Annotated in this window: 10 protein-coding genes and 1 pseudogene; 5 read left to right on the top strand and 6 right to left on the bottom strand. The window is 55.5% G+C overall.

The genetic code is table 11. The features are described 5' to 3' along the window. Window positions 1–119 precede the first annotated feature (119 nt). The 5 genes from ACMV5H_RS23885 (at window position 120) to ACMV5H_RS23905 (ending at window position 6,619) form a co-directional block, all read left to right on the top strand. The gene (locus ACMV5H_RS23885; RefSeq protein WP_414822607.1) at window positions 120–803 is read left to right on the top strand and encodes a GMC oxidoreductase; all 684 of its coding nucleotides are present in this window, start codon (window positions 120–122) and stop codon (window positions 801–803) included. A gap of 1 nt (window position 804) precedes the next feature. Continuing rightward, window positions 805–2,445 carry a ferritin-like domain-containing protein gene (locus tag ACMV5H_RS23890; RefSeq protein ID WP_414822608.1) on the top strand — a complete coding sequence of 547 codons (1,641 nt, stop codon included), beginning with the start codon at window positions 805–807 and terminating at the stop codon, window positions 2,443–2,445. 11 nt (window positions 2,446–2,456) lie between these two features. Continuing rightward, window positions 2,457–3,335, top strand: a complete 879-nt coding sequence (locus ACMV5H_RS23895) for a hypothetical protein (RefSeq protein WP_021806362.1) — start codon at window positions 2,457–2,459, stop codon at window positions 3,333–3,335. A 66-nt stretch (window positions 3,336–3,401) separates the two neighbouring features. Then, entirely contained in the window at window positions 3,402–4,976 is a 1,575-nt protein-coding gene (locus tag ACMV5H_RS23900) for a GMC oxidoreductase (RefSeq protein ID WP_179251553.1), read from the top strand. After that, window positions 4,973–6,619, top strand: coding sequence for a UbiD family decarboxylase domain-containing protein (locus ACMV5H_RS23905; RefSeq protein ID WP_414822609.1), 1,647 nt, complete (start codon window positions 4,973–4,975; stop codon window positions 6,617–6,619). Before ACMV5H_RS23900 ends, ACMV5H_RS23905 begins: the two co-directional genes overlap by 4 nt. 53 nt (window positions 6,620–6,672) lie before the next feature. Here the strand turns inward: ACMV5H_RS23905 and ACMV5H_RS23910 are convergent, their stop codons facing one another. The 6 genes and pseudogenes from ACMV5H_RS23910 to ACMV5H_RS23935 form a co-directional block, all read right to left on the bottom strand. Then, window positions 6,673–9,285 (bottom strand): fimbria/pilus outer membrane usher protein, encoded by a 2,613-nt coding sequence (locus ACMV5H_RS23910; RefSeq protein ID WP_414822610.1) that lies wholly within the window; start codon window positions 9,283–9,285, stop codon window positions 6,673–6,675. Between the two features lie 129 nt (window positions 9,286–9,414). Further along, window positions 9,415–9,945, bottom strand: a complete 531-nt coding sequence (locus tag ACMV5H_RS23915; RefSeq protein ID WP_059200786.1) for a fimbrial protein — start codon at window positions 9,943–9,945, stop codon at window positions 9,415–9,417. Window positions 9,946–10,532: 587 nt separating this feature from the next. After that, entirely contained in the window at window positions 10,533–11,600 is a 1,068-nt protein-coding gene (locus ACMV5H_RS23920) for a fimbrial protein (RefSeq protein ID WP_181817501.1), read from the bottom strand. A gap of 100 nt (window positions 11,601–11,700) precedes the next feature. Further along, the gene (locus tag ACMV5H_RS23925) at window positions 11,701–12,438 is read right to left on the bottom strand and encodes a molecular chaperone (RefSeq protein WP_115158500.1); all 738 of its coding nucleotides are present in this window, start codon (window positions 12,436–12,438) and stop codon (window positions 11,701–11,703) included. Window positions 12,439–12,556: 118 nt separating this feature from the next. Beyond that, the gene (locus tag ACMV5H_RS23930) at window positions 12,557–12,844 is read right to left on the bottom strand and encodes a FimD/PapC C-terminal domain-containing protein (protein ID WP_414822611.1); all 288 of its coding nucleotides are present in this window, start codon (window positions 12,842–12,844) and stop codon (window positions 12,557–12,559) included. Window positions 12,845–12,850: 6 nt separating this feature from the next. After that, window positions 12,851–14,449 (bottom strand): annotated as a pseudogene (locus ACMV5H_RS23935) (fimbria/pilus outer membrane usher protein); the annotation flags it as partial. Window positions 14,450–14,582: the final 133 nt, after the last annotated feature.

Below are 14,582 nucleotides of genomic sequence, written 5' to 3' on the forward strand. Positions count from 1 at the left end.
GAACACATACTCAACACACGAGGGAGAAAATCTCTGGGCTATCGCTCCCCCAATGAGGTATTTTTAACACACTTACAGGCGGCATAAGCCCCCTGGGTTTTGTTGCGTTTCGAGTGGGAATGGGGCCATTTCGTGGGCCGGGTTTGACGTCAACGTTGGTGAACTACCGGGGTGGCGAATTCCGCCGCGATCGCGCCGCCTTTGTGCTGGAGATCGGCAACTGGGGCTGGAGCTGGCCACGCAACGAACCTGTGGACAGCACGCTGGATATGGTGGATGACGAGCGATTGTATGGCAAGGCGTTACGCCAGCAGCTTGGGCAGGTACTGCCCCGGCAAATCCGCCTGGACATGATGACCGAACAGCTGCCGGATGCCGCCAATCGCGTCACCATCGACGATCGCTGGCGTGATCCGCTCGGTAATTACCGGCCAGTGATCCACTACAACGTGGACGATTATAGCCAAGGCGGGATGGCGTTTGGCCGCGAAGTGGCCAGCAGCCTGTTCAGCCAACTGGGCATCAAGGATTTTACCCACTACCAGTCGGACAACCCCGGTTATTTCACCTGGCAAGGTAACGGTTACATCTGGGCGGGCGTTGGCCATATTGCAGGCACCCACCGGATGGGAACGCGGCCAGAGAATTCGGTAGTCAACCGGCACCAGCAAAGCTGGGATCACCCCAACCTTTACGTTATTGGCTGCGGCAGCATGCCAACGCTGGGCACCTCAAATCCCACGCTCACCATGACGGCCCTGACCTTCGCCACTGCCGACCATATACTCGGACGGAAACATTGATATGAACATGACCGCAAAAGCCAAGACCTTCCAGCTTGCTGAAACCTCGTTTGCTCAACTCGGCTATGTGCAGTTTGCCGACGAAAAAAGCCTGGCGCAGGATCTGACCGAACTGCGCAATCTGCTGCAAAACGCCATGCAGTTGGAGCATGCCACCATTCCCCCCTATCTGACGATGCTCTATACCCTGGATGACGACGTTGACTGGCGCATCATCGAAACCCTGCGTTCGGTGGTGGTGGAGGAAATGCTGCACTTCACCCTGACGGCCAACCTGCTCAACGCCATCGGCGGGACACCTGCAGTCGATTCGCCCGATTTCCTGCCCAGCTATCCAGCGCGGCTGCCTTACGATATTGATGATATTGAAGTGAATCTGTACGGCTTCTCCAAAAACGGCATCTTCCAGGGCATGGTGATCGAGCATCCGAAAGATGTCCGCCCGCGCGCCATCGCCAATGAAGTCCCCAGCGATATGACCATCGGTGAGTTTTATCTTTACATCGAATCGCGGCTGCGGGCAGCGGTGGAAACCCATGGAGAACGGGCGATTTTCTGCGGCGATCCGCAGCGCCAGATCCCGCCGGATGTTTTCTACTACGGCGGCGGGGGCAACGTACTGAAAGTGAGCGATCTGAAATCCGCGGTAGCCGCCATGAAACTGATCACCGATCAGGGCGAAGGCACAGAAAACGATATCTGGGTCGTGGATGAAGATGAGTTGGCCCACTATTTCCGTTTTAGCCAGATCTACAATGAACGGCTGTATCAAAAAGGCGATACCGTGGCCAGTGGCCCTACCGGCGACCCCTTCCCGGTGCCGTGGAACAAAAGCGTGCTGATCGACAGCAATGCCAAGGTCAGTGATTATCCACCCGGTGAAGTTCGTGACGCCATCATCCGGTTTAACCAGCGTTATTGTCAGTTACTCGGCGATCTGCAAACTGCATTTACCGGTGCCCCAGACAAGTTGATGGCCGCCGTGGTGGCGATGTGTGCGCTGCGGGATGATTTCCGCGCCATAACCGCCAACCCGTTCCCCGGCAAGGAGTTATTTCACTGCGCCCCCACGTTTGAGTACACCGTGGCTAACCACCAGCCGCTGGGTAAACAGGTGTTGATGGCTGCTCCGGCCACCGCAGCCGTAACCTTAACCGACAGTGCAAATGCCAGTGCAGATGCCACTGCCAGCAATGAGGCCACTCTGGATCAACTGCAGCAAGCCTATTCCACCGGTAACCTGCAGTTGGCTCTCTCCTGCATGAGTGACGAGGTGATCTGGGATATCTCCGGCCCCAGCGAATGCCCCTATCTGGGCGTGTTTTACGGCCACGAGGGGTTTACCCGTTTTTGGACGCTGCTTGGTGCAACGGTGAATTTTGGCAGCGCGGGCGTCGAGAAATCCTTCTTCAGCGGCGATCAGGCCATGTCCTACGGAGGCGAACAAGGCACGACCAAATGCGGCCGCGTACCCTATCGCTACGACTGGGCGATCCGTTATCAATTCAATGAACAGCATCAAATCACCCTGATGCGTCAGTACTTCAACCCACTGAACATTCTTTCGGCGCTGAAGGCCGCGCCTTATCCGGTACCGGCGGCTTGCCCACACTCGGCCAAACCTCAATCCCAACAACAGTAGGAACCACGCACATGTCTAATCAGCAAAATGATTTACCCAGCATCCCGTCGCCGTTCACCATGCCGTTCTACTACGCCTCACTGACCAACGTTGGCGTGTATTATCTGGTGCCATTGAGCCGTGTGGAACCTTATTTGCAGGGAACCGGGCTTAGCCCGGCGCGGTTTGGCGACAAGGCGATGGTGAGCTTTAACTTCCAATTGTATGCCGGACAGTTTGCCTCTGGCCTCAATACCCCGCCGGAGCAATGGGGCAGCAGCGGTGCGGCGATCACCCAGGAGCTGGAGCTCAACATTGTCGCCTATCCTGAACACCGTAAAGACCAATTGGCCCCGATTGGCTATCAGGAGTTTATCCAGGACGGCGATCAAACCAAGCTGTACGGCAATCATCGCGTCTGGGTGCCTTGCGATGCCCCCATCGCCATCGCCGCCGGTGAGCAGCTGTTTGGCGAGCCTAAATTCCAGACCACTTTCAAGGTCAATTTGGCCTCGCAAAATCCGGTGCGGACCAACTCTGCGGTCTATCAACCCGAGTGGGTAGAAACCTGGGGCTTCCGGGTGGACGACCCCAAGGATGCCAACACCGCGATCTTCACCTGCATCGTCAACACCTTGGGCATCAAGTCGATCCCGGGCAACATCTCGCCAATTACCGAATACGGCGTTCACGATAACAAACTGATCGGTTGCCGCTGGAACATCCTGCAGGCGATGGATACCTATTTCCTCAACAGCGGCCACGCTGAGGCAGTAAAACTGGTGCTGGGGACCAGCAGCCACCCCATGCGTAAAGATCTGGAGCAGTTGATCGGTGGTTGCGCCCCGGTGGCGGTACAAACCCTCAACTCAGCCCCGGCGGCCATTCAAAGCCGCGCCTATTACCCATAGCCGTTTGCCCCGCCGCCGGTTCGGGGCGGGGATGATTTTTCGCATGTCACGTTCCGGGAGCCAACTATGAGTGAAGTCGACAATATCTACTTTTCCCGCTTTGCCCAGATCAAGGGGCAGTCTTTTGACTATATCGTGATTGGTGGCGGTGCCTATGGCACCAGCTTTACCCACCGGGTGCTGCAACATAATCCCCAGGCCCGCATTCTGGTGCTGGAGAAAGGCGATTACCTGATCCCCGACCATATTCAGAACATTCCACCGGCCTACATCAAACTCAACACCAGCGTGGGTATCCGGCCATGGACCTACCATGGCTCTGCCGATATGAAACTCAGCCTCAACTTTATGCCGCAGATCCCTTATGTCGGCGGCCGCGCGCTGTTTTGGAACGCCTGGACACCGCAACCCGATAGCAGCGAAATGCCGGACTGGCCACCGCAGGCGATCGAGCGTCTGGATAATCAGTGGTATCCCACCGGCGAATTTATGGGGAGGCGCTACTCCCTGGACATCCCCGGCAATCGCAACCAGTCACTGAATCGCTTTATGGGTGAGCGCCTGTTCTCGCAGTTGGCCAATATCAGCGGAGCCAAGCCGCAGCCAAGCCCGAGCGCTTTGGACTCGGCCATGGCAACTGGCCAGGGAGTGGCACCAGAGGATTGGGCCAAGTTCTCGCCCATTTCGGTACTGGTGAATGATGTGCAGGCTTACGCCTCACTCAAGGTAGTGGTCAATGCCGAAGTGGAAAAACTGATTGCAGAAAGTGACGTTGTCACCGAAATCATCACTAAAGAAGGGTCACTAAGCGTCGGCAACGCCAAAGTGATTTTGGCCTGCAACACGCTGGAAGCCGGGTTTATCCTCACCAAGTCTTTCCCTGACGATAAACTGGTGGGGAAAAACCTGTGTGGTCATATCCGTTCCTGGCTGGCCGCCCGTATCCCCGCCAGCAGCCTGCCGGCATTGACCAACCAGTTGCAAACCGTGGCCTATTACCTGCCCGGCATCGATAAAACCACCAACCGCCTGATGCATACCCACATCAGCGTGGTCCATAACCCGCAACCCGCAGAAAGCTACGACGTGCTGTATCGCATTCTGCCAGATGCTTCTTCACCAGAAGCCGTTGCCACCTATCAGGATCCTGACTACGTGGTGATCATGCTGCATTCGATGGGGGAATTCCTCGGGGAACGCTCGGCAAACTCGTGGAATTACGTCACGACCAACCCGCTGGGCGAGGCCGAGGTGTATATCCAGATGAAGGAAACCGACCGTCAGTTCTGGGATGCGATGGATAAAACCACCTATGACGTGATGTACGCTCTTGCCGGAGATGCCCCTCTGGAGTACCAGCACAATAACCCGGACGGCAGCTTCACCTGGGAACCTTCACCGCCAGACAATATTCGCAATCAGGGGTTGGTGCATGAAGCTGGCACCTTATGGATGGGGGATGATCCGGCCACCTCGGTCACCGCCCTCAACGGTCAGATGCACCGTTACCCAAACGTATATGGGCTGGGCAGCATGTTGTTCCCCCGCCCTGGCTCATGGAACCCAACGCTGACCGGCGTAGCCCAGTCTTTCGCCCTGGCCGATGAACTCAGTGGCCCACATCAGGATCAAAATCAATGAAGCGACGTAAACTGAAAATTGATGTGCAGAAAGTCCCCAAATCCTACCGCGCCTATCTGGAACTATTGGCCAGCAAGGGAGAGGTGGTGGCGATACCTGACGAGGTGGATTGGTATCTGGAGATCGGTGCCATTCTGCGCCACGCCTGCGAAACGGAAAGCCCAATGCCGCTGTTTAGCAAGGTGAAGGGCGCCCCCGGTTTTCGGGCAGCAGAAATGGGCCCGACGGTCAGTCGCGTGCCGGGCAAACGCTGGCAGCGTCTGGCGCTGATGCTCGGTTTGCCAGACGATGCACAGTTGCTGGAGATCCAGGATGCCTTTCTGGATGCCATCGGTCAGGAGCCACATCCGCCAGTGATGGTCGATCCGGCTACTGCCCCGTGCAAGCAAAACAAATGGGTGGGCGATCAGGTGGATATGACCAAAATCCCGGCCCCTATCCTGCACGACGGCGACGGTGGCCGCTATTTCCAGACAGCCGGAGCCATCATGGTGCGTACTCCACCGGGTGAACCTGTACCGGAGGACGCATACACGGTAGATAAGGACGCCTGGACCAATTGGTCCTTCAGCCGGGCGATGATCGCCGGTTCACGGCCGCAGAATAACCCAACGCCAAAACCGCCTCACGCCAGTTCGGTCGGTGTAGCACACGGCAATGGCCCGCATTATTCGAAGAACAATATTGTCGGCCTGTGGCTGCCTTTCCAGCATAACGGCATGATCTACAATATGTGGACGGCCCAGGGGAAAGACTGTCCGTTTGTGATTGCCCTTGGGGTACCCCCGGCAGTCACCATGCTGCTTTCTGCGGCTCCGCCGGCTTGGCATGATGAATACAACTATGCGTCTGCGTTCCTTGGCCACGGCATCGAAATGGTGAAAGCGGAAACCTGCGATGTGCTGGTGCCAGCCGAATGTGAAATCATCATCGAAGGCTATGTCAGCGCGGATAAATCCGTGGCTGAAGGCCCGTTTGGCGAGTTCCCCGGCTACCTTTCCAACCAGTCCAGCCTGAAACCACTGGCGAAAATCACCTGTGTCACCTTCCGCGATGAGGCTATCTTGCCGATCTGCATTCCGGGTGTTCCGATCGACTCTACGCTGATGCTCGGCCGCTTCTGTTTATCCGCCACCGCCAGAGTGTATTTTGAAAAGTCCGGTCTGCCGATCATCGACTGTTTCAGCCCGCTGGAGGCCTCTTCCCACTGGCTGGTGATCCGGGTACGTGACGACTGGCATAAAATCACCGGCATGACGGTCAAAGCCTTTATCGACAAGATTGCCGAGGTGTTCTGGACCAACCATATTGGTAAAACCACCGCCAAGCTGATTATCGTGGGCGAAGATATTCCTCCTGATGACAGCAACAAAGTGACCTGGGCATTGGCCACACGCAATAACCCGGTGCAAGGCGTGTTTCACTATCCGCAATATGACTCCGACGGTACCGGGTTACAGATTTACCTGGATGTGGCCACCAAACTACGCGGGCGCGGCGGCTTGGTGGCCTACAGTTGCCTGCAGATCCAGCAGCAGGTTAACCAGCCGTTGGAGCAGGTATTGAGCTTTGCCACCAATTATCCGCTGCCGCTTCAGGAGAAAATCAAAAGCAAATGGTCCGAATGGGGATTTGATCGCTAAAAAACCGTCCCCGCACCGTTTCGGCGGTGCGGGGATCGCTGTGGCAAGTAGACTTACTGCACCACACACTTGGCAGCCACTTTTGGGTAATCCTGCATGGTGGCTACGTTGGCCGGTAAACGGTACTGCAGTGAACAACGCTGATTGGCTCCTTGCCCCCATTTCACAGTCAGTCGCCCCTGCGGTGCCAAACCGCGCGCAAAAATCAGGTCACCCTGGCCGACCATCGCCAGATAGTTTCCCTTGTCATCCAGCACTTCTGAACCCGGCGGGATTGGTTTCCCATCCGTACGGCTAGCCTGTAACATCACCGGCGCGCCGGTCTCAGTCTCGTATTTCAACATCGTGATGGCCCCGGCGCTGGGAGCAACCTGCTGAGAACTGCCCTGGATCTCTACGTTCTGCGACGTTCCTTTCGGATCGAGCGCGATTTCGTTCTGACGGTAAGGCATCAGCCCGGAGACGACCCCGAAGCCGTTACCCTGAACGGCCGCACCGACGTTGCTGCTGATGGTTGCTCCTTGCGCGCCTTTCGCCTCTACCACCGCCATGGTTTCCCCCTGATACTGCGTAAAGTTGACGCCACCCGGGTGGGCGACCACGCTGCCGCTCAGCCCCAGATTCAACTGGCGGGCGCTATTGCCAGTGCTTGCCCCGCCGCTCATCACCGCATACGGGGAGCTGTACTGCACATTGCCACCCAGCGAGCTGGTGCTGTAGTTGTCTGCCCGGTTGTTGCTGCCAAACGCATTGTAGTTTAGCTGGTTATTTTCACCCATCGTTCCGCTCAGGGTCGTTTGCGCAGTGGTGTTCTTGCTGTCGCTGTAATTCAGCGACGTCGTCAGCATCGGCGCCCGCGACTGGCTGCCCAATGGGATGCTGACGCTGGCCAGATATTGCGTATCCGACTGCCCCGCTGAGCCAAGGGTCCGGCTTACACCGACGTTGAAGTTACCCCACTTGTAGCTGTTGCCGTAACCGGCCTGGAACGTGGTGCTGGTACCCCCACCGTTATGCCAGTAGTTCTGCGCCGAGCCGCTGAAGAACAAACTGCCGTACCCGTCGGCCAACGGCTGGTTGACGTTAAGCTGATAACGGTTACGTGGCCGAGAGGTCTCAGAAATATCACCCGCCAGACCGGGCAGGCTCCCCGCCTCGTTAAACGTGGGCGTTTCGCTACTGCGCGCACGGGCAAAATCACCAAAACTCAGGTAGCCGTCGCTCGAAAAACGGTAGGCCGCCAGGGTAAAGTTGGTACGCGTTTCGGGCAGCAGCTTGCTGTAGGTTGCACGGTAACTCTGCCCCTGCATATGCTCTTCGATCCCGGTGGCACTGTTCTTCAGGCCGCTAGCGCGTGATTGCGTGATATCCACGGCCACCGCACCCAGACCGGTGTTCAAAGCCAATCCGCCCTGCAACGACTGGTACTTGTCGGATACAATCCCTCCTGTGTAGGCAGTCACCAGGTTGGAAATCCCCTGCTGCCAGGTGCCCAGCAAGAAGCTGGGGGTAGCGTCGAGCGCGCTGTCGCGGTATTTTCCCGCTGACAGGTTGAAACGTGAAATCCCCGGGCGCAACATTTGTGGTACCGCCGCATAGGCCACGGTAAAGCTACGGGTCTGGCCGTCGGCTTCGGTTACCGTCACCAGCAGATCGCCTGAGTAGCCGGTGCTATGGAGATCGTCGATAGCAAACGGGCCGGGTGGCACGCTGGTCTCATGGATCACATTGTTGCCCTGGCGCACGGTGACCTTGGCGTTGGAATTGGCAATCCCACGGATCACCGGCGCAAAGCCGTTCTCGGTATCAGGATTCATACGGGAGTCACTGGTCAACTGCACGCCGGTGAACGGCACGCTGTCAAACTGGTCACCCGGCGTGAAGTATTGCCCCACCGAGAACTGCGCCCTGAGCGGTGCGATCGAGCGCTGAGCGTAACTACTGATAGCCTGATAGTGCCCAGAATTGTTGCTCCCATCTGTCCGGGTGTAGCTGCTGTTATGACGTAACCGCCAAGCCCCAAGATTGATCCCGCTGTTAAAGCCGCCAAAATACTGGGTGGTATTGCCCCCATCCCGGTTGTCGGTGTGAAAAGCGTTGAGGTTATAGCCGACAAAACCGGCTGTGACACCATGATCCCACAGCTCGGGCGCGACCACGCCACGGCGTGAACCGATAAAGGCTTGCGGGACGGTGATCTCCAGCATTAGCTCACCGGTATTGGCGCTTAACTTGAAACCGGGAATGAATTTCTCGGCGTCAAAGCACTTCTCGTTCTTCAGCGCCTGTTGCGCCAGCGCCGCCTCGGGGAGTTTGCTGGCATCCAGCCCCCATTGCAGTACCTGCTCAGGGGTAAAGCAATAGTTCACCCCCGCCTCGGGGACCGTATGGGTTACCGTGATCTCCTGGCGGCCCACCCACAGCTCATTGACGTACACATCAAAGCGATAGTGGCCGGGGCTCAGGGTGTTACCTTTGCTGAAACGCGAGAGGTCGGTCGCCTGGCCGCTGAGCCCGCGGAAAAAACCAGGGTCGAACTCTGCCAACTCCGGAGAATCCTGGTCTGTGGCATGGGCAGCCGTACTTACCGCCAACGCCAACAGGCTGGTCACAAAGATCTGACGAGTCTGGCGAGGAGTAAATGCGTTTAAGAAGCCAGCAAACATGACTATTTCTCCGAAGTTTGGGGGTCCAAAGAGGTCGTAAGCAGTAAGTAAATGCTTTTTTAAATGCACTCCATGGTGGATGCCCTTAAAAAATCAGGGATACCGTGACTACCAGTATCCCCAGGGGGATTAGTTGTAGTTCATTGAGAGCTCAACGTGTGAGACCACCTGGCCAGCTGACGCACCGCCATCCTTGGAGTAATACTGTGCGAAGAACTTCAAGGTCCCGGCTTCGCCGACGATTGGGGTCGTTACCGTGTCTGACGCCAGGTTGAGCGCGGTACCCGCAGCATCGAGCAGCTGAACTTCAACGTTGGTGGCAGCGTTGGTGGCAGCCAGGTTTTTCATGTTGCCTTCGGCGCTGATGTTCGGGCCGTTTTCGAAAGTGGCGGTTGCACCGGTGGTGCCCACATCACAGCCAGTCAGTTCGAAGGTTACTGGCACACGGCCAGCCCATGAACCTGCACCGGTCAGGGCAGACTTGGACAGAGTTGGCAGAGTGACGTTCTTGACCGCTGGGCTGCTGGCGCCATTGATCAGGCAAGTGCTTTCAGTCAGTTCACCGGTGATGTTGATCTGTGCATCGTAGGCAAAGGCGTTGCTTGCCAGACCAGCCAGTATCAGAGTTGCCAGGGCGGTTTTGATAGAGATTGCTTTCATGTTTTATATTCCTTGGTTTTACTAGATTGTATTCAGCACAGCAAATAGATTGCTGTTGATTAAAATTAAGTTATCGGTGGTTAACGCTATCTAATCATGATTGCGATACAACCCTGATCGGGTCTATTTCACAGATGCGAATATATTGCCATATTGCTGACTGGATTAAATAAGGATAACCTTATTCTTATGCCAGCCAGGGAAAAGCGGTGGTTCAGATAACGTCAGATAACAATAACAATAACAATAACAATAACAATAACAATAACAACTTAAACGAAAATTAAACATAGATTATCAATATAAGTCAAATCGAAATTTATTTTTTATGTCAATGAAATCAAGTTATTACACTTATATAAATATAAATAAAAATTGAATGGGCGCACAAGCTAAAGCATAATCAAAACCTATTTATTAAAATGCAGAAATTGATATAAGTAAAACCTTATTAAAGAAAATTATTATTTCTTTTACTACAGAGCTTGGTGGTAAATACACTACGCGGAAAAAGTCTGGGGCGAAACCTTTTCCTCATCCAATAAAAAACCGGCAATTTCACCGGTTTTTTATTGGCAATGATGGCGTTACTGGTAGGAGAAAGTCACGGTGGCTCTGGCCTTAACGCTGCCTGCCACCATATTCTGCGCTGTCTGCACGTATCTCGCCTTCAGCGGGATAGTAAAGGGTTCACTCCCCCCACTGCCAGCAGTACCGATATACCATTGGTTAGTATTCCCGAACGCTGAAGAGTCGGGACCAAAGGATATCGGTAAGCCGTTGCGCAGTATCTGAACCCCCACGCCCGATGCTGTAGTACCTTCGGCAGGTTTGAGTATATTACTGATATTGCCGGGATCGGAACCATCGGTCATCGTGGCATACAGCTTGACACCGCTGCCACAGAGCGTAGTCAGCGAGAAATTAGCCTCTCCCCCCGCCGAGGTACCCACGCCGGAAAACTGGTTTTTACCAACCGGCAGTAGCGGCACATTCTGCGAGGTGCCACTGAGCATCTCGCAGGTTCTGGCCGTAATGGTTACCGTGCTGGCGTTGAGTATCAAATCGGTTTCAGGAGTAGTCACGTTATTGGGCCCATTGGTATAAACACGGACCAATCTCTGGCTGGCAATGGGGTAAACGCCGCTGGTCAAACGTCCGGTGACAATCAGCTTGGCCTGAATGGCTAACCCCATACCTTGTGATGGGCTGGGAACGGGACGGAATGAAGTGATCCTTGTTACTGGTGTATATTTCGCCGCCGACATCGCTTTTATTCCAATAATAATGCCGATCCCCGGGATGTTGGTGGAAAATATCGGATAGGTGATGCCATCCTCGGTATAGGTTAGGTTGGGAATTATGGGGCCATCCAGCGTTGGTAACGTAATCCCCATGCTAATCAAGCAAGTGGCATCACCAGTGAGATAATTGGGGTTGACTATAGCTGCCCCCCAACCGCTGGTGATCGGTTGACCAATGGCTGGGCCATCCGCCCCACCTTCAAACACCAGCGGCGGGAAAGTCATGGAAAGTGGCGCGGGCGGGTTACATACAGTGACAGCACTGGCCTGAGAGATACCCATAATTACCAGAGCCACGCCACCCAGGGATAGCGCCAATAGCCTGGCGCGCGATATCTGCTTTGTTTTCATTTTATTTATCATCTTCTGAAAGTCTATATTCATATTCGAACTCTGTCTTAGACGCATAAACACAGACAATTGGGAGGAAAATCCCATTGAAGCCGGCTTATCAGAGCGTCAGTGGCGTGGTTTGCGTTACAGCGGCACCGTAGTCGTTGATCCAGCTGTACGTCACGTTGGCTTGCCCGGCCGGTAACGCCCCCGTGCCTTTCAGCGTGATATTCTGGCTGCTGAACGGAGCCAGGGTTTTCCCCTCGGCATCTTTAAATGACGCGCTACCACTTTTCAAAGTGACAGTGGACAACGAGACATAAAACGGGCTGTTGTTACGAACCTGTAGCTCAACACCACTCTTACCAGACGCTCCCCGTGACCAGGCAAGAGACTCAGCGGCTTTGACCGGGGTGCCTGCCAGCCCTTCCGGGCGGTAAAACAGTTTGATACGCGAACGATAAGCTACCTGCATCACATTGGCATCGGCATCTTTGGGCAGCGGTGGCACATCCAGCAGGTTGAACCAGAAAATAGACTCACGATCTTTCGGCAAATCGGCACCGGTAAAGACCACGCGGAACGCTTGTCCTTTGTTAGGCTCAATACGTACCAGCGGTGGTGTCACCAGAAACGGAGCATTGGCGGTATCGGCACGGCTATTGGGGTCGCCCCGGTCGATCCACACCTGCACCATTGAGGGTTCTTTCCCCATATTGGTGGTTTTTACGGTGATTTCCCGATCTTTAGCCGGGTAAACCAGTCGAGTGCCGGAAATGACCACGTTGGCCTGCACCTGAAATACCCAACTGCACAGTACAGCAAAGAGGAGGGCGATAATTCGCGATCTGTTCATGATTGATATCATCCAAAAAATGAAAAAGACAAAAACAGCCTTTTAAATAATCATAGCGCTTAAAAACAACTATGTAGGGTCAGTTTTGCTGCCCAGCGTTGCCGGGCAGAAATCACGCTCACCGCTCGCACTTCGCAGCGACTTTCGGGTAGCCCTGGATTTTGTCCAGGTCTGCGGGTAAACGGTACTGCAGTGAACAATGCTGGTCCGCATCCCGCCCCCATTTCACTACTAGCCGTCCCTGCGGAGCCAAACCGCGCACAAAGATCAGATCTCCCTGGCCGACCATCGCCAAGTAGTTTCCCTCGTCATCCAGCACTTCGGCCCCTAGCGGGATCGGTTTACCGTCCGTACGGCTGGCCTGCAACATCACCGGTACACCGGTCTCGGTCTGGTATTTCAGCATCGTGATGGCCCCGGCGCTGGGAGCGACCTGCTGGGAACTACCTTTGATTTCCACGTTCTGCGAAGTCCCTTTAGGATCGAGCGCGATTTCGTTCTGGCGGTATGGCATCAGCCCAGAAACCACCCCGAAACCGTTACCCTGCACCGCTGCACCGACGTTGCTGCTGATGGCCGCCCCTTCTGCCCCTTTGGCCTGCACCACCGCCATGGTATCCCCCTGATACTGTGTAAAGTTGACGCCGCCCGGATGGGCAACCACGCTGCCATTCAACCCCAGACTCAACTGCCGTGTGCTATTGCCACTGCTGGCCCCGCCGCTCATCACAGCATAGGGTGAGCTGTACTGCACGTTGCCGCCCAGTGAATTGGCGCTATGGCTGTCAGCCCGGTTGCTGCTGCCAAACGCGTTGTAGTTCAGTTGATTATTTTCACCCACCGTACCGCTGAGGGTGGTTTGCGCCGTGGTGTTCTTGCTGTCACTGTAGTTCAGCGAGGTGGTCAGCATAGGCGCACGATCCCGGCTGCCGAGAGGAATGCTGATGCTGAACAGGTACTGCGTATCCGACTGTCCTACCGAGCCGATAGTCCGGCTGATACCTACGTTGAAGCTCCCCCAACGGTAGCTATTACCATAGCCAGCCTGAAACGTGGTGCTGGTGCCCCCACGATTATGCCAGTAGTTCTGCGCCGAGCCGCTGAAGAACAGACTGCCATAGCCATCATCTAAAGGCTGATTGATGTTCAGTTGATAGCGGTTGCGCGGCCGGGCAGACTCGACAACGCTACCTATCAGGCCGGGCAGACTGCTCATTTCATTAAACGTGGGCGTCTCGCTACTGCGCGCCCGAGCAAAATCGCTGAAACTCAGGTAGCCCTCACTCGAAAAACGGTAGGCCGCCAAGGTAAAGTTGGTGCGCGTTTCATACAGTAGCTTGCTGTAGGTCGCTCGGTAACTCTGCCCCTGCATATGTTCATCGATCCCGGTAGCATTGCCCTTCAGGCCGCTAGCCCAGGACTGGGTGAGATCCAGTGCAAACGCGCCGATGCCGGTGTTCAATGCCAGCCCGCCCTGCAGCGACTGATATTTCTCAGCCATAATGCCGCCGGTGTAGACGGTCACCAGATTGGATACCCCGTGCTGCCAGGTGCCCAGCAACAGATTGGGAACACTGTCGAGCGTGCTGTCGCGGTATTTCCCTGCGGAAAGATTGAAGCGCGAAACACCCGGCCGCAACATCTGCGGCACCGCCGCATAGGCCACGGTAAAGATGCGGGTCTGGCCGTCGGCTTCGGTTACCGTTACCAGCAGATCGCCGGAGTAACCGGTGCTGTGGAGATCGTCGAGGGCAAACGGGCCGGGTGGCACGCTGGTCTCGTAGATCACATGATTACCCTGACGCACGGTGACCTTGGCGTTGGAATTGGCGATCCCGCGGATCACCGGCGCAAAGCCGTTTTCGCTATCGGGATTCATGCGGGTATCGCTGGTCAACTGCACGCCGGTGAACGGCACGCTGTCAAACTGTTCACCCGGCGTGAAGTATTGCCCCACCGTGAGCTGGGCTTTGAGCGGCGCGATGGAACGCTGAGCATAGGTACTGATGGATTGATAGGCCCCATTCCCACTCGAAACGCAACAAAACCCAGGGGGCTTATGCCGCCTGTAAGTGTGTTAAAAATACCTCATTGGGGGAGCGATAGCCCAGAGATTTTCTCCCTCGTGTGTTGAGTATGTGTTC

The organism is Serratia sp. N21D137 (assembly GCF_047530005.1).
In the GTDB taxonomy this organism is placed as follows: domain Bacteria; phylum Pseudomonadota; class Gammaproteobacteria; order Enterobacterales; family Enterobacteriaceae; genus Chania; species Chania fonticola_B.

Bases quoted from the DNA above. Each gene is read 5' to 3' on its own strand.
- ACMV5H_RS23885 (WP_414822607.1), top strand. From the start codon at position 120: ATGGGGCCATTTCGTGGGCCGGGTTTGACGTCAACGTTGGTGAACTAC.
- ACMV5H_RS23890 (WP_414822608.1), top strand. From the start codon at position 805: ATGAACATGACCGCAAAAGCCAAGACCTTCCAGCTTGCTGAAACCTCG.
- ACMV5H_RS23895 (WP_021806362.1), top strand. From the start codon at position 2,457: ATGTCTAATCAGCAAAATGATTTACCCAGCATCCCGTCGCCGTTCACC.
- ACMV5H_RS23900 (WP_179251553.1), top strand. From the start codon at position 3,402: ATGAGTGAAGTCGACAATATCTACTTTTCCCGCTTTGCCCAGATCAAG.
- ACMV5H_RS23905 (WP_414822609.1), top strand. From the start codon at position 4,973: ATGAAGCGACGTAAACTGAAAATTGATGTGCAGAAAGTCCCCAAATCC.
- ACMV5H_RS23910 (WP_414822610.1), bottom strand. From the start codon at position 9,285: ATGTTTGCTGGCTTCTTAAACGCATTTACTCCTCGCCAGACTCGTCAG.
- ACMV5H_RS23915 (WP_059200786.1), bottom strand. From the start codon at position 9,945: ATGAAAGCAATCTCTATCAAAACCGCCCTGGCAACTCTGATACTGGCT.
- ACMV5H_RS23920 (WP_181817501.1), bottom strand. From the start codon at position 11,600: ATGAAAACAAAGCAGATATCGCGCGCCAGGCTATTGGCGCTATCCCTG.
- ACMV5H_RS23925 (WP_115158500.1), bottom strand. From the start codon at position 12,438: ATGAACAGATCGCGAATTATCGCCCTCCTCTTTGCTGTACTGTGCAGT.
- ACMV5H_RS23930 (WP_414822611.1), bottom strand. From the start codon at position 12,844: ATGCTGAAATACCAGACCGAGACCGGTGTACCGGTGATGTTGCAGGCC.